Annotated in this window: 19 protein-coding genes; 13 read left to right on the top strand and 6 right to left on the bottom strand. The window is 39.4% G+C overall.

Annotated elements, in window-relative coordinates; all coding sequences use genetic code 11:
• Positions 1-31 precede the first annotated feature (31 nt).
• From QYZ87_00295 to QYZ87_00285, 3 genes are all read right to left on the bottom strand, one after another.
• On the bottom strand, positions 32-1,180 hold the full coding sequence (locus QYZ87_00295; GenBank protein MDN4752978.1) for a DNA-processing protein DprA: 1,149 nt from the start codon (positions 1,178-1,180) through the stop codon (positions 32-34).
• Positions 1,180-1,557, bottom strand: coding sequence for an acyl-CoA thioesterase (locus tag QYZ87_00290; GenBank protein MDN4752977.1), 378 nt, complete (start codon positions 1,555-1,557; stop codon positions 1,180-1,182). Before QYZ87_00290 ends, QYZ87_00295 begins: the two co-directional genes overlap by 1 nt.
• A gap of 79 nt (positions 1,558-1,636) precedes the next feature.
• A complete protein-coding gene (locus QYZ87_00285) occupies positions 1,637-2,920 on the bottom strand; it encodes a peptidase U32 family protein (GenBank protein MDN4752976.1) in 1,284 nt (427 codons plus the stop codon).
• Positions 2,921-4,097: 1,177 nt separating this feature from the next.
• Between QYZ87_00285 and QYZ87_00280 the strand changes: the two genes are divergently transcribed.
• The 3 genes from QYZ87_00280 to QYZ87_00270 all read left to right on the top strand — a co-directional run bounded on the left by QYZ87_00280 (position 4,098) and on the right by QYZ87_00270 (position 6,483).
• Positions 4,098-4,661 (top strand): helix-turn-helix transcriptional regulator, encoded by a 564-nt coding sequence (locus QYZ87_00280; protein ID MDN4752975.1) that lies wholly within the window; start codon positions 4,098-4,100, stop codon positions 4,659-4,661.
• Positions 4,662-4,725: 64 nt separating this feature from the next.
• Positions 4,726-5,565, top strand: a complete 840-nt coding sequence (locus QYZ87_00275; GenBank protein ID MDN4752974.1) for a dihydroorotate dehydrogenase electron transfer subunit — start codon at positions 4,726-4,728, stop codon at positions 5,563-5,565.
• 6 nt (positions 5,566-5,571) lie between these two features.
• Positions 5,572-6,483 (top strand): dihydroorotate dehydrogenase, encoded by a 912-nt coding sequence (locus tag QYZ87_00270; protein MDN4752973.1) that lies wholly within the window; start codon positions 5,572-5,574, stop codon positions 6,481-6,483.
• 99 nt (positions 6,484-6,582) lie between these two features.
• Here QYZ87_00270 and QYZ87_00265 read toward each other — a convergent pair whose 3' ends face one another.
• Entirely contained in the window at positions 6,583-7,533 is a 951-nt protein-coding gene (locus QYZ87_00265) for a nitronate monooxygenase (protein ID MDN4752972.1), read from the bottom strand.
• A gap of 585 nt (positions 7,534-8,118) precedes the next feature.
• On the opposite strand from QYZ87_00265, the gene QYZ87_00260 reads away from it, so the two are divergent.
• From QYZ87_00260 to rimM, 10 genes are all read left to right on the top strand, one after another.
• Positions 8,119-9,831, top strand: coding sequence for a thiol-activated cytolysin family protein (locus QYZ87_00260; protein ID MDN4752971.1), 1,713 nt, complete (start codon positions 8,119-8,121; stop codon positions 9,829-9,831).
• A 22-nt stretch (positions 9,832-9,853) separates the two neighbouring features.
• Entirely contained in the window at positions 9,854-11,575 is a 1,722-nt protein-coding gene (locus QYZ87_00255; protein ID MDN4752970.1) for a thiol-activated cytolysin family protein, read from the top strand.
• A 115-nt stretch (positions 11,576-11,690) separates the two neighbouring features.
• Positions 11,691-12,950, top strand: a complete 1,260-nt coding sequence (locus QYZ87_00250; GenBank protein MDN4752969.1) for a C10 family peptidase — start codon at positions 11,691-11,693, stop codon at positions 12,948-12,950.
• Positions 12,951-13,139: 189 nt separating this feature from the next.
• Positions 13,140-15,410 carry a C10 family peptidase gene (locus tag QYZ87_00245; GenBank protein ID MDN4752968.1) on the top strand — a complete coding sequence of 757 codons (2,271 nt, stop codon included), beginning with the start codon at positions 13,140-13,142 and terminating at the stop codon, positions 15,408-15,410.
• A 565-nt stretch (positions 15,411-15,975) separates the two neighbouring features.
• Positions 15,976-17,511 (top strand): lysine--tRNA ligase, encoded by a 1,536-nt coding sequence (lysS, locus tag QYZ87_00240; GenBank protein MDN4752967.1) that lies wholly within the window; start codon positions 15,976-15,978, stop codon positions 17,509-17,511.
• A 7-nt stretch (positions 17,512-17,518) separates the two neighbouring features.
• Positions 17,519-18,526: an NAD(P)H-dependent glycerol-3-phosphate dehydrogenase gene (locus QYZ87_00235; GenBank protein ID MDN4752966.1), complete on the top strand. Its 1,008-nt coding sequence runs from the start codon at positions 17,519-17,521 to the stop codon at positions 18,524-18,526.
• A 44-nt stretch (positions 18,527-18,570) separates the two neighbouring features.
• Positions 18,571-19,929 (top strand): glucose-6-phosphate isomerase, encoded by a 1,359-nt coding sequence (locus tag QYZ87_00230; protein ID MDN4752965.1) that lies wholly within the window; start codon positions 18,571-18,573, stop codon positions 19,927-19,929.
• 13 nt (positions 19,930-19,942) lie between these two features.
• A complete protein-coding gene (locus tag QYZ87_00225) occupies positions 19,943-20,599 on the top strand; it encodes a DUF4290 domain-containing protein (GenBank protein MDN4752964.1) in 657 nt (218 codons plus the stop codon).
• Between the two features lie 12 nt (positions 20,600-20,611).
• The gene (gene murA, locus QYZ87_00220; GenBank protein MDN4752963.1) at positions 20,612-21,919 is read left to right on the top strand and encodes a UDP-N-acetylglucosamine 1-carboxyvinyltransferase; all 1,308 of its coding nucleotides are present in this window, start codon (positions 20,612-20,614) and stop codon (positions 21,917-21,919) included.
• 6 nt (positions 21,920-21,925) lie between these two features.
• Positions 21,926-22,462: a ribosome maturation factor RimM gene (rimM, locus tag QYZ87_00215; GenBank protein MDN4752962.1), complete on the top strand. Its 537-nt coding sequence runs from the start codon at positions 21,926-21,928 to the stop codon at positions 22,460-22,462.
• Between the two features lie 96 nt (positions 22,463-22,558).
• Here rimM and prfA read toward each other — a convergent pair whose 3' ends face one another.
• Positions 22,559-23,647, bottom strand: coding sequence for a peptide chain release factor 1 (prfA, locus tag QYZ87_00210; protein MDN4752961.1), 1,089 nt, complete (start codon positions 23,645-23,647; stop codon positions 22,559-22,561).
• Entirely contained in the window at positions 23,647-24,825 is a 1,179-nt protein-coding gene (locus QYZ87_00205; protein MDN4752960.1) for an AIR synthase-related protein, read from the bottom strand. The genes prfA and QYZ87_00205 overlap by 1 nt, the downstream gene beginning before the upstream one ends.
• Between the last annotated feature and the right edge of the window lies 1 nt (position 24,826).

Raw genomic sequence — 24,826 nt, 5'->3', positions numbered from 1 at the left:
CAATGCATTCATAACGAGAGCTTAATCCGTGTTAGATATTTCTTATAGAATACTTTCCTCCTGGTAAGGCTCTAATCTTATTATCTAATTCGAGATCGAATAATTCTGCCGAAATCGTAGTTAGTTCCTTACCCAGCCTAAGAGATAAATCTTCAATGGATAATTCTCCAACCTCTCTGAGAAGTCTTAAGATGGGATTCTCTTCTTCGGGTATATCTTCGATAAAAGGAAGTGGTTTTTGCTTAGGTTGATTTTGTATTAGATTCAATTCCCTGAGCAAATATTCAGGGGATGTAAGGATACTCGCTTTTTGTAACGCTATCATCTTATTGCATCCCTCGGATGCTTTATCAAATATCCTTCCAGGAATAGCATATAGCTGACGTCCGTAGTCAAAGGCTAAATTTCCTGTGATTAAGGCACCCCCTTTCATAGCACTCTCAGCTATAATTGTTGCTTGACTTAGCCCTGCCACTATTCTATTTCTGGCCACAAATCTCTGTGGTAAAGCTCTAGTATTATATCTGTATTCAGTGATAATCCCACCTCCAGTCTCAATGATTTGGTGGGCAAGTCGTATGTGAGCCGATGGATAAAGTGTATAGTGCCCATGAGCAACCACAGCTAAAGAGCGAAGACCATATTCAAGAGCTAATTCATGTGCCAACCGATCAACGCCGTATGCTAGCCCACTAACGATAATTATATCAGGTCTAGCTTCTGCTAGACCTGATATAATGTACCTTAATGACTCTTCGGCATAATAAGTATTACGTCTTGTCCCAACGATAGAAATCATGGGACCATCTACTGGTATCTCTCCTCTTACATATAATACCAAAGGAGCATCATAGCAGTGTGATAGGTATGGTGAGTAATCTTCATCTCCTAAGAAGTAGAGTCGCAAAGGATGGTTATTATCAGCCAATGTTTTGAGAATCTCCATCTCTTGGTCTGCTTTTTCATATCCACTCCTTCCATGAATTAGATCTATTAGCTTACTTTTTACTCCAGAAACCTTCGCCAACTCTTGCTTGGAAGCACTCAATATAGCTTTGGCTGTTTTGAAATGCTCTATTAAGCCCCTTCCTGTTACAGGGCCTATTCCATCAATGCAGCTTAATCGGAGCAGTGATAACTGCTCCTCAGTTATAGAGCTAGGAGATGTAAATAAGGGCATTAACCTAAGATCTTATTAAGTAATTCGTCAATATATTCACCCCTTGTAAGGACGCCATCCTTCAACACTACAGTATGGACACTTCCAGAGGCGGCTAGCTGCTGGTCCTTTATCTTGATCACATCCTCATCAAAAATGAAGCGTACACCCTCTTTCCTACAATTAACGCCCACCCAGAACCTGTCACCACTCCTAAGTGGTTGCTTAAATGAAATCTCAACTTTAGAGACCATGGCATCATATCCCTCATCATGCATTTTAGAAAAATTATCTCCTATTGATTCCAGAAACTCATGACGAGCATGCTCCATATATCGCTGATAGTTAGAGTTATTTACAACTCCTTGAAGGTCACATTCATAATCTCTAACCTTCATTTCTAACAAAAAAAGATATTCTTTTTTAGGCAGTGTTTGTAGTTGGAATACTTGATCTTTCATCATCATTATCAACGTCTTATAAATATTTACTCTTATTTTTATTTTCAACCATCTTCATTATGTACAATGTATCACCAGGTCGTACTTTCTCTGGTACTTTGATACTAAATCGTACCCCTTTGTCGTGTACCTCATCAACTGGGCCGTCATCTAGCCTCATATCATTGGCTATGAAAAAGACTGCTCCAGAGGTGGGTCCTGTGACTAAAAGTTCATCTCCATTTTTTACAACGTCATTCGTTAACTCAAATTCCGCCACCTCAATGTTTGAGAAATACTTGATGACCTTTCCGACAGCAGTCTTTACCCTTGTTGCCGAAGAACCATACTTATGAGTCCATTCCCCAAGTCTTTGTCCCAAGTAATAACCGTCCCAGAATCCTCTATTAAAGACTTTCGCTAATCGCTCATCCCAATCCCTAATCTTTTCTTCAGTATATGTATTCTCTAAATGTGCAAGAATGGCTTCATTATAGCACTCGCAGACGGTACGTACATATTCAGGGCCTCTAGCACGGCCTTCTATTTTAAATACACGCACCCCAGCATCCATCATTTTATTCATGAAGTGAATCGTTTTGAGGTCTTTTGGCGACATGATATATTGATTTTCAACCTCTAGGGACGAGTTACTACTAGTATCCTGTACCAAATAACTACGTCGGCAAATTTGATTGCACGCACCCCTATTAGCACTAGAGTTCATTTCGTGAAGGCTAAGGTAGCATTTACCACTAACCGCCATACATAAGGCTCCGTGTGCAAACATCTCAATACGCACTAGTTCTCCTAGTGGACCGGTTATATGCTCTTTCTCAATAGCATTGTGAATCACTTCTACCTGATCAAGATTTAGCTCCCTAGCTAATACCACGACGTCTGCAAAGCGTGAGTAAAACTTCAATGCCTCTACGTTCGTGATATTAAGCTGAGTGCTTAGATGCACCTCAACGCCTTGAGTAAATGCGTAATTCATGGCTGCTATATCAGATGCAATTATCGCAGATACACCTGCATCCTTTGCCGAGTCTATAATGTTATGCAATAGAGACATATCATTATCATATATAATAGTATTAACCGTAAGATAGGTCTTGATACTATGTTCATTACAGATCCTCACGATCTGACGCATATCCTCGGTATCAAAGGTCTTTGCAGAGCGTGCTCTCATGTTCAAGCCCTCTATTCCAAAGTAAATAGAGTCGGCTCCACCTTGTATCGCGGCATGCAGAGATTCCCAACTCCCTACAGGAGCCATAATCTCAAAATCTTTTCTTGTCAGCTTATTTTCAGCCATATTTTATAATATCTATCTCCTTAATGTTTCTTTTTATAAAATACAAAAATACCCATTTTATCCCTGAATACAAGGTGTGATATATTTCATTACACTTATTTAATACCCAAGAAATTATTTTGACTACTTTTTTATAGAGTTATCTACATAATAATAGGTTTAGATCAGATTAATCATTCGTCCCAATTGTAAGCGATTTTAGGAAGAAACTAGAAATGCCACTAGAAATTAGAAGCATATATTATGAATAGATTAATATGAAGGGCAACACTACGTAGGATTTGGAATAACGTCATTGCAAGAAACTTTTTTTCAAAAGAAGACAAGCATAAACACAAGCTATTTTTTAGTTATATGATGCAGAAAAGTTTCCTATAGGAAGAATTATTTTTTCATACAAGAAGAAAGACTGCTTCCTATAGGAAGAATTTGAACTCCTCAAATAGTGATTATTTCTAGAATAGGATCTTTCTATTTCTAAGCATTCATAGCCACGTGAAGGTGGTGTGAATCATTCTCAAAATTAATAATCTCTATAAAGAGCCGTTTTGTCATGAAAATGGAATTCCCATAACTTTCTTAGCTAAATCAGAATGATATATAGAAAATACTCTTCTGTCAATATTTTGACAATTATAATATCTACAATTTAGGCAAGGTATGTATATATATATTGTTTTTATCTGGAAATATATACATGTGTATGTATAACCATATATAAAATATTAATAAAAGAGTAGGGGAATACATATATATACTTTGTTTATGTATATAAGAATTTTCGATACATACATGAAGTGTAAATAATTGCTAATGCTAGTTCCTTGATTGTTATGAGGTGATACTCCTCTTATCCTAAATCATAATAATCAGAAAATCAATCATATATAGGTGTAAACTAATCAGTATTTAGCAACTCAAGACAAAACAATCATAAATACTTCGATAATTCTTTATACAACACGTGTTTACATATATTTATGCTGTTGTAAACCAGCGCATTACAAAGATAATTTAAATGAATGAATGTTTAACAGATGAGGATAGAAATGGATTCGATTATTATTAAGTATGTATCTACGTATATAAGTGAATTATATTAGGTATATTTGTGTGTATGTATTTATATTTATTATGTGTACTTTGTGTATATGTATAGTTTCGTTCTAATTCACATATGGATGTAAAGGATAGAATCAAAAAAATAATAGAAATGGAGGATATTTCTCAGGCAGAGTTTTCAAGAATCACTGGGATAAATACTTCTACTTTAAGCCATGTATTGACGGGGCGTAATAATCCAAGCATGGAGGTTGTCAATAAGATTTTAAGTGCCTATACAAGATATAGTAGTCATTGGTTAATTAATGGTGAAGGACATCCTCTCAGAGATTCACAAGAATCTATGGATAACAATTCTCTCAGTCCACTTAATGATTATCCTAATAACAAGGCGTTTACATCTCACAAGAGTTTATTCGAGGAACATCAAGAGACGCCCTTTGCAGGTGAAGAAGAAAAGTATATAAATGCCAGTCAAATACAGCAAGATTCATCTGCTGATGTAGATGCTTCTCATCATAATCCTAATGCTATTCAGCGGATTGGTCTTTCTGAATCTCCAAGCAAAAGCTATTCAGAACAAAAAATGGTACCACCCAAGGCTAGTGTCAAAAGAATTATCGTTTATTATGATGATAATACATTTGAAAGCTTTATTCCTGAGAAAGAGAGTAAATAGGCATAATTTTAATTACTTTTGCGGGAAAGAAATATCGTGCACATTGATTAACGACTGATATTATATGAATACTGTGAGTGAATATAATAAGCTGAATTATTCAGGTAGAGCTATTAAAGTCATTGACTTTAAAGTAGATAAAATGCAGTTTTACTCTCCAACGTTATACCTAATGGTACTTTCTCCCCTGGATGAGAAGGTGAAAATTCCTAATTGCAGACCTGGGCAATTTGTACAAATACAGGTGCCAAGTGGATGCGGCGCTTTTCTCCGCCGTCCTATATCCATATATAATGTAGATGATAATTCGTTAGGCTTACTCATATTAAATGTAGGAAAAGGTACTCAAGCATTGAGTAAAGCCCGTATAGGAGACGTTTTCAGTATCATTATTCCTTTAGGTAATAGCTTTACGTCTCCCGTGCTTTGGTTTCCAGAAGAGCCTAAGCAAAATATCAAACCTCTGCTTATTGGTGGAGGTGTGGGAATTGCTCCTTTATTAATGTTAGGTAAGAGTTTGAAAGAGAATGGGATAAAGCCAACATTTCTATTCGGGGCTAAAACGAAGACTTTATTTCCAGATCTAAGCTCTTTTCAAAAATGTGGAACGCTACATATTTCCACTGAAGATGAGTCATGGGGCGAAAAGGGGTTTGTTACAGAACATCATATTATTAATGAGCCCAATGCTTATAACTGTATATATACATGTGGACCGACCCCAATGATGAAGGCTGTGGCAAAAATAGCTAGAGAAAAAAATATTCACTGTGAGGCTTCTCTCGAGAATCATATGGCTTGTGGAGTCGGAGTTTGTCTCTGTTGTACAGAACCAACCATAGATGGGTATAAATCAGTGTGTACAGATGGACCGGTGTTCGATGTTAATAAATTGATGTGGTAAATGGGTATGAAGAACTTTTCTGTAAAAATTAATAATCTGGAGCTTAAGAATCCAATTACTACTGCATCTGGAACCTTTGGTGATGGGCTCCTAATGAATAGGATATATGATGTTGGTGAACTCGGTGCCATTTTTACTAAGGGTACTACTTTGGAGCCTCGTCAGGGTAATGCTCCTCAGAGAATGGCAGAGACAGCAAGTGGTATGCTTAATGCTGTGGGATTGCAGAATAATGGGTTGGATTATTATGTAAATGAAATATATCCTGAAATTATTCAGCTAGGGACCGAAATTATACCCAATATTAATGGCTCTAAAATAGAGGATTATGTGGCTGTTGCTCATAAGATGAACGAGCTGGAGCGGATTAACGCTATCGAGCTCAATATCTCGTGCCCCAATGTTAAAGAAGGAGGCATGGCCTTCGGGGTTTCGGAAAAGGGTATTGCAGAAATTGTTAGGGAGATTCGTGCTGTTTATCACAAGACTTTAATAGTAAAACTTTCACCTAACGTTACAAACATAGCTCGTATGGCCTCAATTGCAGAGGATCATGGGGCTGATGCGTTGTCCCTTGTTAATACATTTCTAGGAATGGCTATAGATGCTGAGCGTCAACGCCCTATACTTTCTACCGTGACTGGCGGTTTGTCGGGACCAGCGATTAAGCCTATTGCCCTCCGAATGGTGTGGCAAGTAGCGAACGCGGTAAAGATACCAGTGATAGGAATAGGGGGTATTACTAATGGTATAGATGCCATTGAGTTTATGCTAGCAGGGGCTACTGCAGTTCAGGTCGGGACTTACAATTTTGTTGATCCATTATGCACCTTAAAGATGTTGGAGGAGATGAGTGATTATATGGATCGACATTCTATTTCTGATGTTAATGAAATTATCGGTGCGTTGAAGATCTAAGTGGTTTTTTATTATTAAGCATAAGAAGAGAGGCATGATTCAACAACTCATCAGAGATACTGGATCATGCCTCTCTTTTGCTTTATTACAAACGAAAGATTAGATTGATATTTTTTCTACTTCCCTCAATATTGATCTAAATTCTTTGAGGATACCCTCCATAATATCTCTTACAGACTTTATTTCCTTTACGGTAGAGCTGATTTGTCCAATTTCTAACTCACCTTCATCTAAATCACCAAGAAATATACCTTTTTTTGCTCGCCCTTTTCCAAGAAGTATTTGAAGTTCTTCCTTTGAAGCACCTCTAGATTCAGCGGTCTCTACTTCTTCTAAAAATTTACCATTTGCAAGTCGAGTGGGGACCAATTTCTTAAGAAGCAACTTAGTATCACCTTCTTCTAGGGTTAAGCAATGATTTTTAAAGTCTTCGTGAGCCGAACTCTCTTCACTTAGAGCAAAAGCAGTTCCGATCTGAATCCCTTCTGCACCGAGAGCAAAGGCTGCTGCCATAGCACGACCAGAAGCTATACCGCCTGCGGCTATAACTGGGACATTGACAGAATCAACTACCGCTGGGATTAGGCACATTGTTGTTGTCTCTTCTCTTCCATTGTGACCGCCAGCTTCAAACCCCTCTACTATAATGGCATCAACACCAGCCAACTCCGCTTTACGAGCAAATTTAGAGCTACTTACGACATGCATAACCTTGATACCATGGTCGTGAAGATGTTTGGTCCAGCTTTTAGGATTACCAGCTGAAGTTATAACTATTGGTACGTTTTCCTCGATAATTATATCAATGTGCTGAGCAATATCTGGATATACTAGAGGTAAATTAACGGCAAACGGCTTGTCTGTTAGTTTTCTAGTGTTTCTGATTTCTTCCCGGAGTTGATCTGGATACATAGATCCTGATCCCAATACTCCTAGACCACCTTCATTACTAACGGCAGCTACTAGATTATGTCCGCTGCACCACACCATACCTCCTTGGACAATAGGATATTCGATGCCAAGTAATTCTGTAATTCTATTTTGATTCATACGATTTGAAATTTTCTTGTATTGATAACTGACATCAAATATAACAATAATATATAGAGCTGACTATTCCTGTCCTTAATATATCCATGCGGTTATAATAGGGGTTATGTTAAGTTCATAATGATATCAAAGAAGAACGATCATATGAATATTGTAGATAGTCACCTACTCTGGTCTAATGACGATATTATATTGCCAGTAAAAACATCGTTTAGTAATCACCTTGATCAAAACAATTTTCATATAATGGAGCATTTTTTTATAACTAGACATAGTGTTAGCTCCATTTCTTGGATATGTATCATCAGTTTAAGCTTGAATTCATAGTAATTTATCATGTACGAAACATTATTAAGATATCATTTAACATAAAAACAACATAAAAACAATAAATTTTATGTAATATTGTCACGAGATGAATTATTTGTATTTATTCATATAAGCTGAACTTATATTGTATGATTATACACATTATTTAGATAACATATTTCTTAAAAAACAAAGACTATGAGAATTTGTCAAAAAACTTGCTACAAAAAAGAAGGAGTTATCAAAAAGTTTTCTTTGCTTTTTATAGCTCTTTCGATGACAACTTTCGGTTGTCAAAACAAATCAGCGGAAATTGACTCCATTGATAGCTATCAAGCTGGTAAAGGTGTAAGCCTTGAGGGATTACCGGCTGGGGCTGGCATGATTCGAGCCAATGAAAATGTTCCAGATCCAGTACCTATTGGGGAACCATCCGAGGGTGAAGATATAACCCCTACTATACTAAATGGTATAAAAGGAGTTATTATTAGCCGCAGTTCAATGTACAGGGCTGGTGTAACATTTAATGAATATCTGCTTTTTAACCCAATGAGTAACTTGATATTTCCTGGCAATGTATTGGTTGGGAACTCTATCTCAAATGGTAGGTATATACCAGTCAAGGAACAAGAAGTAGGTGATATCACATGGTCCTCTCCAGATTTGTCGCCTAAAAATACGGGTTATAAATTTGTTGCTAAGACTCTGAATCCTAACTTCAGTGATTATACAGGTGTACTTCAGGAGTGGAACTCAGTTCCAAAAAATCCAACTGCTACTACTACTACTTTTGAGGTGACTGAAGTGAACAGTCTAAAAGAATTTAGCTCAAAGTTTGGAATTGGTATCGATACTGAAGAAATTAAGGCTGGGTTCAGTTTATCCGGAAAAGTAGGTGAACTGAAAACTCACATCTTAGTAAAATTTATCCAAAAGGCTTATTCGATATCTATGGATATCCCCAGAAGGCCGATTTTACAGAAAGCAAACGTAGCTTCTATGGATGGTGTCCTACCCGTGTATATTTCGGATATTTTCTACGGACGACTAGGCTATGCTTTGATTTCGACAGATCATGATTACTTAGAACTCTTAGCTGCTTTAGAGATCTTAGTTCCTAAGTACTCATTAGAAATTAGCTCGAAGTACAAAAAAATTCTAGATACTTCTCTTACTCAATTTGTAATCATTGGAGGAGAATCAGGCTCACATGGCCAATTTGTTACAGAAGGATGGGAAGGTTTTAAGAAGGCTCTGTCTGAGCCATTGCACTCTTATGATGCTGTGCCGATAGCTATGACCATGAGGTATGCTGACGATAATTCAGTCGCACGTGTACTTTTGACTGGTGAATATCCAGTCACTGAAAGCTACTTTGTGAAAGATTGTGAGTCCATAACTTTTTCGTTTAGGTCATCTTCAATATCAGCTAAAGCTGGAAATAGAGAAGATATATATGTCTGGGGAAATACTACACTTAAGGTTCCTTCAGAACTAACAGGAACTAATGAGGTTCAAGAATATCCATTAATTTCTATACCTAAAGAGCACTATGTGAAAGTTAAGAAGGATCAAAGTTCTCCTTTTGACAACCCTGAAGAATATCAAGTAAAGTTGATAAGACCAGAAGGAATGAGCATGCACGACTTCTTAGACAAACGTGTAGAGATAGAGTCTGAATTTCACAATACAAATCCTGCAGGTACGATTGTAGGTCAAGATCTAGGAAAGCGAACTGTCTCTGTAAAAATTCAAGACTTGCTTTTCAATGCAATGCATGGACAGTATATATTTAACACTCGTCGTAATACACGCCTAGACTATAGTGGTAGTATTGTCTTTGAATTATTCCATGATGTTGAAGGTGTCCAAGAAGTTCCTAGCACAATTGTAGAGACCGATGGACCTCAAGGAACATCGACACGTGCCATTGGAAGAAATGGACAGACACTTTTCTCCCAGTTTACTCAATCAAATAAAAATAAATAACTACATAAATAACAAAAGAATTATGAAAAAGAACATTATTTCAAGCGTTAAAGCTGTTCTGGTTTTTATGTCCTTAAGTCTGCTTTTTGGAGCATGCAGTAATACAGATGGACAACCTCGAGATTCTGATAATTCTAGTGTTACAGAATCTGACAACGAAATCACTGATTTTTCGAAGCTATCGTTACCATTAGCCGATGGTATGACTCGTGCAAATGGTGATGAAGATGGCGTTATCATTCCCCCACTAAGCCCGATAGAGCCTCCAGTAGATGGGACTGCCGTAATCGATGCTATTTATGATAATATCCATGGAGTTATTATCAATCAAAAGAAAGTATATAATGCTGGATTTGCATTTGATCAGATGAGTATTTTTAATCCATCCAGTAACCAAATCTATCCAGGTAGTGTCTTCGTCGGTAGTTCAATTACCAATGGAAAGTTTATGAATTTGAAGAGCACTATAGGAATGATTACATGGTCAGCTAATGGGCTCTATCCTCAGAATCCCGGAGATAGCTACGTTAGAAACGTCGTGGATCCTAAGAGTAGTGACTATAATGGGACTATGCAAGGTTGGGGATCTATCCCTGCCCTACCTCTTGCCGCAACTACTACTTTTGAAGTTAATGAGGTATCAAACTCTCAAGAAATTGGGATACAAATTGGGATAGGTTACGACTCTGACGACTTGAAAGCAAAGCTAAATCTTACTGGAAAACATGAAAAGATGAAGACACACGTCCTCGTCAAAGCTGTACAAAAAGCATATAGCGTAGCTCTTGACGTACCGAATTCTAAAAACTCTATCCTCAAGACCGCAGACGTTGAGGATATGGATGGTGTAATGCCAGTTTACGTTAGTGAGGTATTCTATGGTCGTCTAGGTTATGCAGTCATCTCTAGTAACCATGAGTATCACGAAGTTGTGGCTGCCCTTAATCTGAACTTCCCAAATGGAGAAGAGAAAATTGACATTGATCTCTCTACTAAGTATAAAGAGATTTTAGACGCCTCAGTGAGCAAGAGTTATCTCATAGGTGGTACAAGTCAGGAACACGGACAAGGTCTATCAAATGGTTGGGAAGGTTTTAAAAAAGCACTAGCCGCACCGCTCTCTCCATTCTCTGCAAAACCAATCGCTTACACTCTTCGCTATGTAAATGACAATTCTGTAGCTAGAGTAGTGTTAACTAGTGATTATGTATTAAACGAGAGTTACTTTATTCCTGATATGGATGAGATTAAGATTAGTCTTCAGCCTGAATCTGCTCGTGCTAAGTCAGGTCCAAGAAAACCAATCTGCTTATATGGTGAAGTTAATATGAAAGCGGATCTTCCAGGAGCTAAATGGCAAACTATGTTTAGTAAGAGTATGAGTGATTACATCCGCATAGAAGATGGTGAGACAATTGCCAGCCTAGCTAACGAACCTGTTACAGAATTAGTCATCAAACGCCCTTCTGGCATGACTATGAAAGAGTTTTTAGCTATAAAAGTTACTGTTGACGCTGCTTTTTATAACTCCGATATCAATGGTCGTGTGAAACTGGACGACCTTGGTAGTACAAGTTTGGATCTGACCATTCGTGACCTTATTTTTGGCTCACTCAAGGGCTCAATGAATGTTTATACTAAAAGAAAAACTTACAACAACCTTGAGTATGAAGCCAATATTATTTTCCAACCTACACTTGAGTCTAAGGGTGTTAAGAAAGTAGGTAACAAATATAGTTACTAATAAGTCCCTTAACTATCAGTAAATACATAACTAACACTGTGGATAGGAGGATCTCCCCCTATCCCAGTGTTGTTCTCTCGCTTTGTTATTTTATAATTTTACATTAAAAAAACTTATGAAACAGACATCAAAACTAAAGCTATTCTTGGCATTTATAGCTGGTTTACTAACCATCTTTCTTGTCAGCTCATGTACGTCCAAAAATGTTAGGACCCCAGAGGAAGCTAAAAGTTCTTCAGAGGCATCAAAGCATCTAACTGTCGAAGAAGCAAAAGATTTGGCCTATATATTTCTCCAAGAGAATGAGGCCATTGATTCAGATCTTAGGTCAATGAAAGAGACCTCTCTGTCACTTGCTTTTCAAGAGCCAACTTCAAGTGTGACATTAAGATCTACCAATTCCAATGACAGGTCATCTCAATTGCCCGCTTATTATGTGTTTAATATAGGAGATGAAGGGTATATCATTGTCTCGGCATGGGATGCAACTATTCCTATTTTAGGATATTCTGACGAAGGTAATTTCTTTACCCAAGAGTATGCCGAAAAGTATCCTAATGAATCCTCAAATGTCATTAGTTTCCTAGGGGCTTATGCTAGTTGTATTGACTCCATCAGACTTAATACCGTCGTTGATGAAAACCTCAAACTCAATAGAGAGTCGGCACTTCGCGGCTCGGTAACGACACAGACTACCAGAGCCTATCGGAGTATTTCCCCATTGCTGGGAAATATTAATTGGAACCAATCCCCTTACTATAATGCATACTGCCCTTCAGGCACGCCAGTGGGTTGTGTCGCAACAGCAACCTGCCAGATTATGAAGTACTGGGAATACCCTGATTATGGTACTGGTTCACACCGCTCTACCCACGATGGACAGGTTGCAAATTTTGAACACAGACTCAATTGGGATAATATGCCAGCATACACACTTAGAGGACGTAATGATGATGTAGCTCTATTCTGTTATGATGTTGCGGTAGGATTGAATATGCAGTTTGATAGAAATGGTAGTGGCACATATCAATATTATGTACCAGACCTGCTCGTAAAGCACTATTACTACAAAAATACGGTACAAGATATATACAGACGTAATTATAATACATCACAGTGGGAAAGCATTGTTTATCAAGAGTTAGCTAATGGTCGTCCAGTTCAGTACGCTGGTTCTGGCAGTGGCGGTGGTCACTCTTTTGTTTGTGATGGATATAATAATGGTTATTTCCACATCAATTGGGGATGGGGAGGTATGAGTAATGGTTACTTCCTACTCCACGCACTGAATCCAGGTAACCTAGGTACAGGTGGTGGATCTGGTGGCTTCAATTATGGACAAGACATTGTTATTGGCATTCAGCCAGCTTATTAACTTGATGCTTACTCTACGGAGCCTGATTTTACGCTTGAGTCTAAGGGTGTTAAGAAAGTAGGTAACAAATATAGTTACTAATAAGTCCCTTAACTTTTAGTAAATACACAACTAACACTGTGGATAGGAGGCTCTCCCCCCTATCCCAGTGTTGTTCTTTCACTTTATTTATTCTATAATTTAAGACTTATGAAACAGACATCAAAACTAAAACTATTCTTGGCATTTATAGCTGGTTTACTAACCATCTTTCTTGTCATTTCATGTACGCCTGAGGATGTTAGGACCCCAGAGGAAGCTAAAAGTTCTTCAGAGGCATCAAAGCATCTAACTGTCGAAGAAGCAAAGGCTTTGGCCTATATATTTCTCCAAGAGAATGAGGCAATTGATTCAGATCTTAGGTCAATGAAAGATGCTTCTCTTTCACTCGCTTTTCAAGAGCCCACTTCAAGTGTGACATTAAGATCCACTAATTCCAATGATAAGTCATCTCAATTACCAGCATATTATGTATTTAACATCGGTGAGGAAGGATACATCATTGTGTCAGCATGGGATGCAACTATTCCTATTTTAGCATATTCTGACGAAGGTAATTTCTTTACCCAAGAATATGCTGAAAAGTATCCTAATGAATCCTCAAATGTCATTAGTTTCCTAGGGGCTTATGCTAGTTGTATTGACTCCATCAGACTTAATACCGTCGTTGATGAAAACCTCAAGCTCAATAGAGAGTCGGCACTTCGCGGCTCGGTAACGACACAGACTACCAGAGCCTATCGGAGTATCTCCCCATTGCTGGGAAATATTAATTGGAATCAATCCCCTTACTATAACGCATACTGCCCTTCAGGCACTCCAGTGGGATGTGTCGCAACAGCCACCTGCCAGATTATGAAGTACTGGGAATACCCTGATTATGGTACTGGTTCACACCGCTCTACCCACGATGGACAGGTTGCAAATTTTGAACATAGACTCAATTGGGATAATATGCCAGCGTACACACTTAGAGGACGTAATGACGATGTAGCACTATTCTGTTATGATGTTGCGGTAGGATTGAATATGATGTTTAGTAGAAGTGGTAGCGGCACATGGCAATACTACGTACCCGATCTTTTGGTTAAGCACTATTATTACAAGAATACGGTACAAGATATATACAGAAGTAATTATAATACATCACAGTGGGAAAGCATTGTTTATCAAGAGTTAGCTAATGGTCGTCCAGTTCAGTATGCTGGTTCTGGCAGTGGTGGTGGCCACTCTTTTGTTTGTGATGGATATAACAATGGTTATTTCCACATCAATTGGGGATGGGGAGGTATGAGTAATGGTTACTTCCTTCTCCACGCACTGAATCCAGGTAGCTTAGGTACAGGTGGTGGATCAGGTGGCTTCAATTACGGACAAGATATCGTTATTGGTATTCAGCCAGCTAATCAACCTGATCCTACACCAGATCCAGAGCCTAATCCTACACCTGATCCTGATAATAATTACTGCGAATCATCAGGTCGTTATGCCAAGAGCACTTTTATCGGTAGGGTTAAATTTTCTAATGTAGATAATAAAACGTATAGCAATGCTGGAGGGTACAACTACTTCGAAGACCAGAAAGTATATCTAAAGAATGGTAATACATATGACTTTACCGTAGTACCTGGATCTACAGCGGGAAGCTACTACGAGTATTGGAGAGTGTGGATTGACCTTGATGGAGACAAGCAATTCTCACAAGACGAGATGGCACTTGAATTTATAACCAACAGTGCCAACCAAGCGGTCACTAAAAAGATATCCATCCCTAACAATACCACAAAGGAGGCCACTCGAATGAGAGTCTCCATGAAGTGGGGTAGTTATCCAAGCGTTTGTGAAACTTTTGATCATGGTGAGGTCGAGGATTACCCTATTCTTTTTACAAATCGCGAACCTTCCCCTACTCCTGATCCTATTGATCCTACACCTGATCCAGTAGATCCGACTCCAAATCCTGTGGATCCTACTCCCGATCCAATTAAATACCCAGAGTCGTATGCCTTAGATTCACATTATGGATATATTAAATCTGTTCAACTAGGTAGTATGACTAATGAGTCTAATTCTGGAGATAAGTATAGTAACTACTCTGCAAAATCCAAATATTACATCAAGTCATCTTCTGGTAGTTCGATTACCTATAAGTTAACTCCTGGCTTCGGTACCTCACAAGGTTATTGGTGCTATTGGAGAGTATGGATTGACTATAACCGCAATGGGTATTTTGAGTCCAACGAACAAGTTGTCAGTAAATATGGATGGCAATATGTTAGTGGCTGGTTTAGCTTGCCATTCCAGATGGATGAAGGATTCTATAGAGTCAGAGTCTCTATGAAGATGAATGACGGCTATCCTACTTCTAATGAAATCTTTGATTATGGCGAAGTAGAGGATTACTCACTCTATATCCAGTAAAGTCAATCGTAATATAAAAGATTTATTTCTTAGGAGAGCGTTGAAGTCATCTTTGGCTTTAACGCTCTCTTCTTAGATGATGTTTTCCTTCGAAGTAGAGAGCCATATGAACCTATTAAAGTAGAAATATTATAACCTTAGGTAAAAGAATCCCTCATGTGCTCCCTACATTAAAAACAACGGATAGGCAAAGTACGTCGATCTTAATAGGAGGTATCTATGTTTAAAGCTAATAGTTTGGAGGAAAAATAGTTGTAAGAAAACGAAAAGTCTCCTATAGGAAAAAAAATTGTTCTTATAGGAGACTATCATGCTACACATACCCACACATTATACGTAGGGAACTGCTCTCCCAACATTCATATATTAAAGAAGGATTATTGATGAAAATTTAAAAACATCACCCTATTTCTTTCAAAAAATCCAGAGTATGGTTCGCCTGTCGTCTATTCAGGGAATTAACTCCCCTTTTTTTGGTAAGTTTGTACAAAGATATTTTGGGAGTATTCAATAGACTTGGATGCCTCCCCTTTTGGGCATACTTACAATATTTTGATAAAAAAGAATGAGTACCAGAGTACTAAGCGAACAGGAATTACTTCGTCGAGAGAGTTTAAATAAACTAAGAGAACTGGGGATAAATCCATATCCTGCAGCAGAATATAAGGTAACCGCACACGCAGAAGAAATTAAAAAGACCTTTGAGGACGATGCTCCACAGAGGGAAGTGACTGTGGCAGGCCGTATCATGACACGTCGAATCATGGGAAAAGCTGCATTCTGTGAATTGCAGGATACCACCGGGAGAATCCAGCTATATGTCACTAGAGATGATATAGCACCAGGAGAGGATAAAACACTGTACAATACAGTCTTTAAGAAACTTCTGGATATTGGTGACATTATCGGTGTCAAGGGGTTTGTCTTCCGCACAAAGATGGGAGAAATATCTATTCACGTTCAGGAATTGACTATACTTACGAAGTCACTTCGTCCTCTTCCTATTGTTAAGATGAAGGATGGTGTCGCATATGATGCGTTTACTGATCCTGAGCAGAGATATAGGATGAGATATGTGGACCTTGTAGTTAATCCTGAGAAACGTGAGATTTTCAAGAAAAGGACTAAGACCTTCAAGGCAATGAGAGACTTCCTTGATAATCGTGGTTATCTAGAGGTAGAGACTCCTATTCTTCAGGGTATTCCTGGCGGTGCAGCAGCGAGACCATTTATCACTCATCACAATGCACTGGATATTCCTTTATATTTAAGAATCGCAAATGAGCTCTACCTTAAAAGGCTTATTGTGGGCGGTTTTGATGGCGTGTATGAGTTTAGCAAAAACTTCAGAAATGAAGGTATGGACCGAACTCATAATCCTGAATTCACAGCCATGGAAGTTTATGTGGCCTACACAGACTATAAGTGGATGATGGAGATGACAGAGCAAATGCTTGAGTATGTTGCTATTGAGGTTAATGGCTCTACTAAAACAAAGATTGGTAATACTGAAATAGACTTCAAGGCTCCTTACCCTAGAGTAACGATGAGAGATGCCATCCTAGAGTACACTGGCTTTGATATCTACGGCAAGAGCGAAGAAGAGCTATTTGAGGCTTGTAAAAAGATGGATATACCTGTGGACAAGACCATGGGGAAAGGTAAGCTGATAGATGAAATATTCGGTGAAAAGTGTGAAAAGAACTATATCCAGCCTACCTACATCATTGACTACCCTGTTGAGATGTCTCCGCTAACTAAGATGCACAGAGTGGAGCCTGGTATTACAGAGCGTTTTGAATTGATGGTCAATGGCAAGGAATTGCTGAATGCATATTCTGAGCTTAATGATCCTATAGATCAATTAGAGCGTTTCCAAGAGCAGGTGAGACTCTCCGAGAAAGGTGATGATGAAGCTATGTTTATAGACCAAGACTTCGTCAGAGCTCTTGAGTATGGTATGCCACCTACAAGTGGTATGGGTATTGGGATGGATCGTTTCGTAATGCTTCTTACAGGACAGGAGAGCATTCAGGAGGTCCTATTATTCCCACAAATGAAGCCCGAGGTAAAGCAGAGTAATAAAAATGAAGACGAATAAAGAGGAGATGGACCAGGCATGGTCTCCTGGAAGAATTGGGATCATAGGTAGTGGGAGCTGGGGAACAGCTCTTGCTAAGATCGTCCTAGCTCATGAAGAGTCTATTAATTGGTACTTTAGATTTGGTGAGACTGTTCGCCAATTCAAGCGTTTTGGACATAATCCGTCCTATCTGACCTCGCAGATGTTTGATACTGATCGTATCAATTTTTATAATGACATCCCATCAATTATCGAAGCATCCGATACGTTAATTTTGGTAACTCCCTCTCCATATATTAAGAATATCTTAGAGAAGACCAAAGAAAATAGTTTAGCGGATAAGTTTATCCTAAATGCTGTTAAGGGGATTATCACTGATGATTACATGATCATTTCTGAGTTTCTCCAAGAGCAGTATGGTATGCCTATCGATCAGATAGGTGTAATTAGCGGGCCTACCCATGCAGAAGAGGTGGCTCTTGATAGGCTATCGTATCTGACTGTTGCTTGTGAAGATATTGAGAAAGCACAGAAAATAAAAGAGGTAATGACCAATGAGTTTGTCTTCTGTAAGGTTAGTAATGATGTAGCAGGGATTGAGTATGGGAGTGTGCTTAAGAATATTTACGCTATCGCAGCTGGTATTTCTCAAGGGTTACGACTTGGCGATAATTTTCAGGCAGTGCTATTGGCAAATGCTGCTGACGAGATGCAGCGTTTTCTTAAAAAAGCACTCAAAAAGAATAGAAATATCACCGACCATGTCTATCTAGGAGACCTATTGGTAACAGCATACTCACGCTATAGTAGGAATCGTACTTTTGGAACGCTTTTGGGAAAAGGTTATTCGGTCAAACAAGCTCAGAGCGAAATGGAGATGATTTCTGAAGGCTATTATGGTGCCAAGTGTATCTACGAAGTTAATAAGAAATATAAAGTCGATTTGCCTATAGCAGAGACTATCTACATGGTTTTATACGAGCGTGCTAGTGCTATAGATAGTTTTGCTGAACTGAGTAAGAAACTCATATAATAATCTGGTGTTTATAAAAATCATATCAGTCAAAAATAAAATCAATGAAGAAGATATCAATTAACGTAGATAATGCTCTTAGAGAGGATAAGGTTAGAAAGCAATATGAACAACTCTTATTAGAAGCCAAGAAGTGCAACCATTTGGTTCACTCTAAGGAGGGCAAAGGTAATGACTTCTTAGGATGGGTTAATCTACCATCATCTATCACAGATACATTCTTAGAGGATATTCAAGCTACAGCAGATCTATTGCGTAAGGATTGCGATTTTGTAGTCGCTATAGGCATCGGAGGATCTTACCTAGGGACGAAGGCAGTGATAGAGGCCCTAAAGGACACCTTTTCTGACCATAAGCCATTAGAGGGAGACGCTCGGGTCTTATATGCTGGGAATCATATCTCTGAAGACTATCTATACGAATTGATGCAGTTACTCAAGGGACGCAAATTTGGACTCATCAATATCTCTAAGAGTGGTACAACTACTGAGCCAGCTATAGCATTCCGCTTGTTACGAAATATGCTTGAGCAACAAGAGGGCGATGATTTTGCCCAAAAGCATATCGTTGCTATTACGGATGCTAGTAAGGGAGCTCTTCGTACTTTGGCTGATAAGCAAGGTTACAAGACCTATGTTATTCCTGATGACGTTGGTGGTCGTTTTAGTGTTCTTACTCCAGTGGGTCTATTACCCATTGCCGTGGCTGGATTTGACATCAAGGCATTGGTGCAAGGAGCGAAAGAAATGGAGCAGGAGCTCACATACGATGGTGACAGCGAAGCCAATAGTGCTGAAAAGTATGCTGCTGCTCGATTAGCTCTATACAGTGAAGGTAAGAAAATAGAAATCTTAGCTAACTATCATCCTAAAATGCACTATATCACAGAATGGTGGAAGCAGTTGTATGGAGAAAGTGAGGGTAAGGATAGCAAAGGAATATTCCCTACGGGTGTAAACTTTACAACTGACCTGCACTCAATGGGACAATGGATACAGGATGGTGAGCGAATTATATTCGAGACCGTCATTAGCATAGACGAGCCAAAGCATGAGGTCATAATTCCCCAAGACGAACTAAATCTTGATGGTCTTAACTTTATTGCTGGAAAGCGAGTAGACTTTGTCAATAAAATGGCTGAAAAAGGGACCTTATTAGCTCATTTAGATGGCAATGTTCCTAACATGCATATATCAATGCCTCTACTGAATGAATATTATATTGGGCAGCTCTTCTACTTTTTTGAAAAGGGAGTAGCCATAGCAGGATACCTTAATGATGTGAATCCTTTTGATCAACCTGGTGTAGAAGCCTATAAGAAAAATATGTTTGCTCTTTTGGATAAACCGGGGTTTGAGAAAGCCTCGATTGATATTAAGAGAAGACTCAATGAAATAAAGTAAGAATAGATAAAAGATGAAATATAGTTATAATACCAAGGTGAAGCCCTTAATACTTCCAGAATATGGGAGACATGTTCAGAACATGGTGGATTACTGCCTTACAATCGAAGATAGAGCAGAGCGGCAGAAATGTGCTGAAGTCATCATCCAGACCATGAGCTTTTTTTCCAATAAACAAAAGGAACGTGAGGATTATTGGCAAGTGCTTTGGGATCACCTTCATATCATGTCTGACTTTAAGCTAGATATAGACTTCCCAGTCCAGGTAACGACCCGAGAAGAATATGAGGAGAAGCTAGAGCGGCATTTGGATAATGACCATCAAAAAAAGCCTAGCTATCGCCATTACGGTCATACCATTGAGCGAATGATAGCTGCTACTTTAGCCGAAACCGATGAAGAAAAAAGGGATCAGCTGGCTAAGTTGACAGCACTTCAGATGAAAAGGAATTACATGCAGTGGAATAATGAGAGTGTAGCTAACTCTAAAATTTTTGCTGACCTTTTTGAGCTATCAAAGGGAGAGATCTACCTTGATGAGATGACCTGTAATCTACCCGATGAGAAGGAGATGTTTGGGTTTTCCTCAAACGGACCAAACAATCACAATAACCATAACTCGAATAATAAGTCGAGGAAGATTAACGTGAGGCGAAGGACAAAAAAATAATAAAGAATATCTATGGGAGCATTTGTAGTTGAGGGTGGACATAGGCTAAAGGGGGATATAATCCCACAAGGAGCTAAGAATGAGGCCTTGCAGATTATCTCTGCAGTCCTTCTAACGGATCAAGAAGTCATCGTTAGTAACATTCCGGATATATTGGATGTCAATAATTTGATCCAATTACTTATAGACCTAGGCGTTAAAGTGAAGAGGTTAAGTGAGGATACCTATAGCTTTAAGGCTGATGATGTCAATCTTGACTTTGCTTATTCCCAGGATTTTCTTATTCATAGTGGTAAGCTACGAGGGTCAGTCCTAGTTATCGGCCCCCTACTCTCTAGATTTGGAAAAGCGACCATTAGCAAGCCTGGAGGAGATAAGATAGGTCGTAGAAGGTTGGACACCCACTTTATCGGCTTTATTAACCTCGGTGCAGATATGAAGTACGATGAGCAAACTCAGCTCTTCACTATAGAGAGTGATAGGCGTCTCAAAGGTACATATATGCTACTCGAGGAAGCATCTGTCACAGGAACGGCTAATATTATTATGGCTGCTGTTCTTGCAGAAGGTACCACTACCATATATCATGCAGCTTGTGAGCCCTATATCCAACAACTATGTAAGATGTTGGTACGTATGGGGGCCAAAATTGAAGGTATTGGAAGTAACCTACTTACAATCCACGGGGTAGAAAAGTTAGGCGGAACTACTCATCGACTATTACCGGATATGATTGAAGTCGGTAGCTTCATCGGTATGGCTGCCATGACACAGTCAGAAATCTCTATTAAGGATACCAATATCCATGAATTAGGAATTATCCCTACAGCTTTTAGACGACTTGGTATTAAGGTAGAGGAGCGTGGGGATGATCTATATATCCCTGCTCAGGACCACTATGAGATTGAGAACTTTATGGATGGTTCTATCCTCACTATCTCAGATGCTCCATGGCCAGGCTTAACGCCAGACCTACTCAGTGTTATTTTGGTGACAGCTACTCAAGCACGTGGCAGCGTCCTAATTCATCAAAAGATGTTTGAGAGTCGGCTCTTCTTTGTGGATAAGCTCATTGATATGGGAGCACAAATTATTTTATGCGACCCTCACAGAGCTACAGTGATTGGGCTTGATCGAAAGTTCCCTCTCAGAAGTAATACTATGGTTTCTCCTGATATTCGTGCTGGCATTGCACTGCTCATTGCTGCGATGTCTGCCGAAGGAAGAAGCCGCATTCACAATATTGATCAGATAGACCGGGGTTATCAGTACATAGACCAAAGGTTGAACGCCCTAGGTGCTGACATATCCAGAATCTAAATTTTTATGATTCAGAATCCTTACCCATCAATTGACTTCAATGCCCTACATCCGTATGGTGTCATTAGGAGAACTCATGGACATCAAGGCAATGTTATTATTAGCGTTCTTGGTGAATCTCTATTTCAGTTAGATCCTCAGTTTTTATTCATCGTCATTGATGAAATTCCCATCCCTTTTGAAGTTGAGGAGATGAGAGGAAGTAAAGAACAGTTGATCACGACCTTCAAGGATATTGACACACTGACAAAAGCCGAAAAATTGGTCGGGTATAAGGTCCTTATTCATGAAGATGAGTTATCTGGGATAGATGATTCAGAATCTATTAGTGACCTAATCGGATATGACTTGTACCACCCTACACTTCAGAAGGTTGGTACTATTCTACACTTAGATGATAGTACGTCTAATTTACTGCTTACGATTGAGACACCTGATGGTAGCTCTATAATGATACCAATGGTGGACGAATGGGTTGTAGATATTAATTCACAAAGTCGAAGGCTAACCCTCGACTTCCCTGAAGAGTTACTCGAGTTGTAATAGATACTCGAGCTTCAAAAGTCTGAAACCACTATACGGCATATAGTAAGGGTTAAGAGACGATACGTTTTGTATACCAATTCTCAGCGATGAAGATTACAGCTGAGCGGTATTCATACGCTCGGCATTCTCCGCTACAGTAAGAGCATCAATGAATGGCTGTATATCTCCATTCAAGACGTCATCCAACTGATGTAGGGTGAGACCAATCCTATGATCAGTCACACGGCCTTGAGGAAAGTGATAGGTACGAATCTTAGCCGAGCGATCGCCCGTACTGACGAGGGTCTTTCGCTTCGAGGCAATCTCATCAATATACTTCTGGTACTCCATATTATAGATACGAGTACGCAATTCTGTCATGGCTCGTGCTTTATTTTTTATCTGAGACCTTTCGTCCTGACTCTGTACCACTATCCCAGTCGGGATGTGTGTCAGTCTAACCGCAGAATAGGTCGTATTCACGGACTGACCACCAGCACCCGAAGAGTTGTAGGTATCCACTCTGATATCTTGCTCACGAACCTCTACGTCAAATTCATCTGCCTCAGGCAAGACTGCTACGGTTGCAGCAGAAGTATGAATACGCCCTTGAGTCTCAGTTTGAGGGACACGCTGCACACGATGGACACCTGATTCATACTTTAGTTTACCATATACTCCGTCCCCCTCTACAGAGAAAACAATCTCTTTGAATCCCCCCATCGTCCCCTCATTGAATGACGTAATGGATGTCTTCCATCCTTGACTTTCACAGTATCTACTATACATTTTATATAGATCTCCTGCAAATAAGGCTGCTTCATCGCCACCTGTTCCGCCACGAATCTCGATAATAGCATTTTTATCATCTTCAGGATCCGCTGGGATTAGTAGTAGTTTAATCTCATTTTCAAGTCCAGGCACCTGCTCACGCAGTTCTTCTATCTCGTCATAGATCATCTTACGCATCTCTGGATCACGCTCTGTGTCGGCCATCGATACGACCTCGTCCAACTGATGCTTAAGTCTAGCATATTCTTCACTTTTGGCCACAACTTTCTCCAATTCAGAATACTCCTTACTGAGTTTTCTGAATCTTTTTTGGTCATTAATAACCTCAGGATCTGTAATCATAAGCTGTACCTCCTGAAAGCGTTCTTTCAGCCCAGAGGTACGAGCAAGGATATCAAAAGTGTCGGACATTAATACTCAAATCTTCCTAGTGGGGTATCCAAGATCAGTTCATTTTGTTCTGCAGCCTCTACACGACCTATAACTTTCGCTGGCACGTTAAAGCTCTCAGATAGTGCGATGACGTCAGCCGCTGCTGCCTCTGGTACATACAGCTCCATACGATGTCCCATATTAAAGACTTTGTATAGTTCTCTTGCTGGTGTCTTACCATTCTCAATGATGGTTTGAAAAAGCGGTGGTATAGGGTGCCAATCATCTTTGATGACCCGCTTACCTTCTACAAAATGTAGTACCTTCGTCTGAGCACCTCCAGTGCAATGAATCATCCCATGGATAGAGCCACGCATCTGTTTCAGTGCCTTAGCAATGATAGGTGCATAAGTACGAGTAGGTGATAAAACTAAATGACCGTAATCAACACCTAGTCCTTCTACTGGTTCTGTGAGTCTCTTCTTCCCAACGTACACAACCTCATCAGGCAATGCGTTATCAAAGGATTCTGGGTACTTACTTGCTAATTCATGATCAAAAAGGTCATGACGTGCGGAAGTCAAACCATTGCTCCCCATTCCCCCATTATAGCTACTCTCGTAGGAGGCTTGTCCATATGAGGCGAGCCCCACGATGACATCCCCCGCTTGGATATTAGCATTATTAACTACATCAGTCCGTTTCATCCTGCAGGTAACGGTACTATCGACAATTATTGTACGCACCAAGTCACCAACATCTGCAGTCTCACCACCTGTTGAGTAGATCCCTACCCCAAGTTCTCTCAATTGCTCTAGAATCTCCTCTGTTCCGTTAATGATAGCACTAATAACCTCACCTGGTATTAGTCGCTTATTACGGCCGATAGTGCTAGATATAAGGATATTATCGACAGCACCTACACATATGAGATCGTCGAGATTCATCACTATAGCATCCTGAGCAATCCCCTTCCAGACAGATAAGTCACCCGTCTCACGCCAATAAGTGTATGCTAGAGAACTCTTAGTCCCAGCACCATCAGCATGCATCAAGCTACAGTAATCAGGATCATTACCCAACATATCGGGCAATATCTTACAAAATGCTTGAGGATAAAGTCCTTTATCTATTTTCTTGATGGCTGCGTGTACATCTTCCTTATCAGCCGAAACTCCTCTTTGTTGGTATAGGTCTTGAGAGCTTTGGTAACTCATA

The organism is Porphyromonadaceae bacterium W3.11 (assembly GCA_030434245.1).
Classification (GTDB): Bacteria; Bacteroidota; Bacteroidia; order Bacteroidales; family Porphyromonadaceae; genus Porphyromonas_A.
This window is presented reverse-complemented; position numbering and strand designations above follow the sequence as displayed.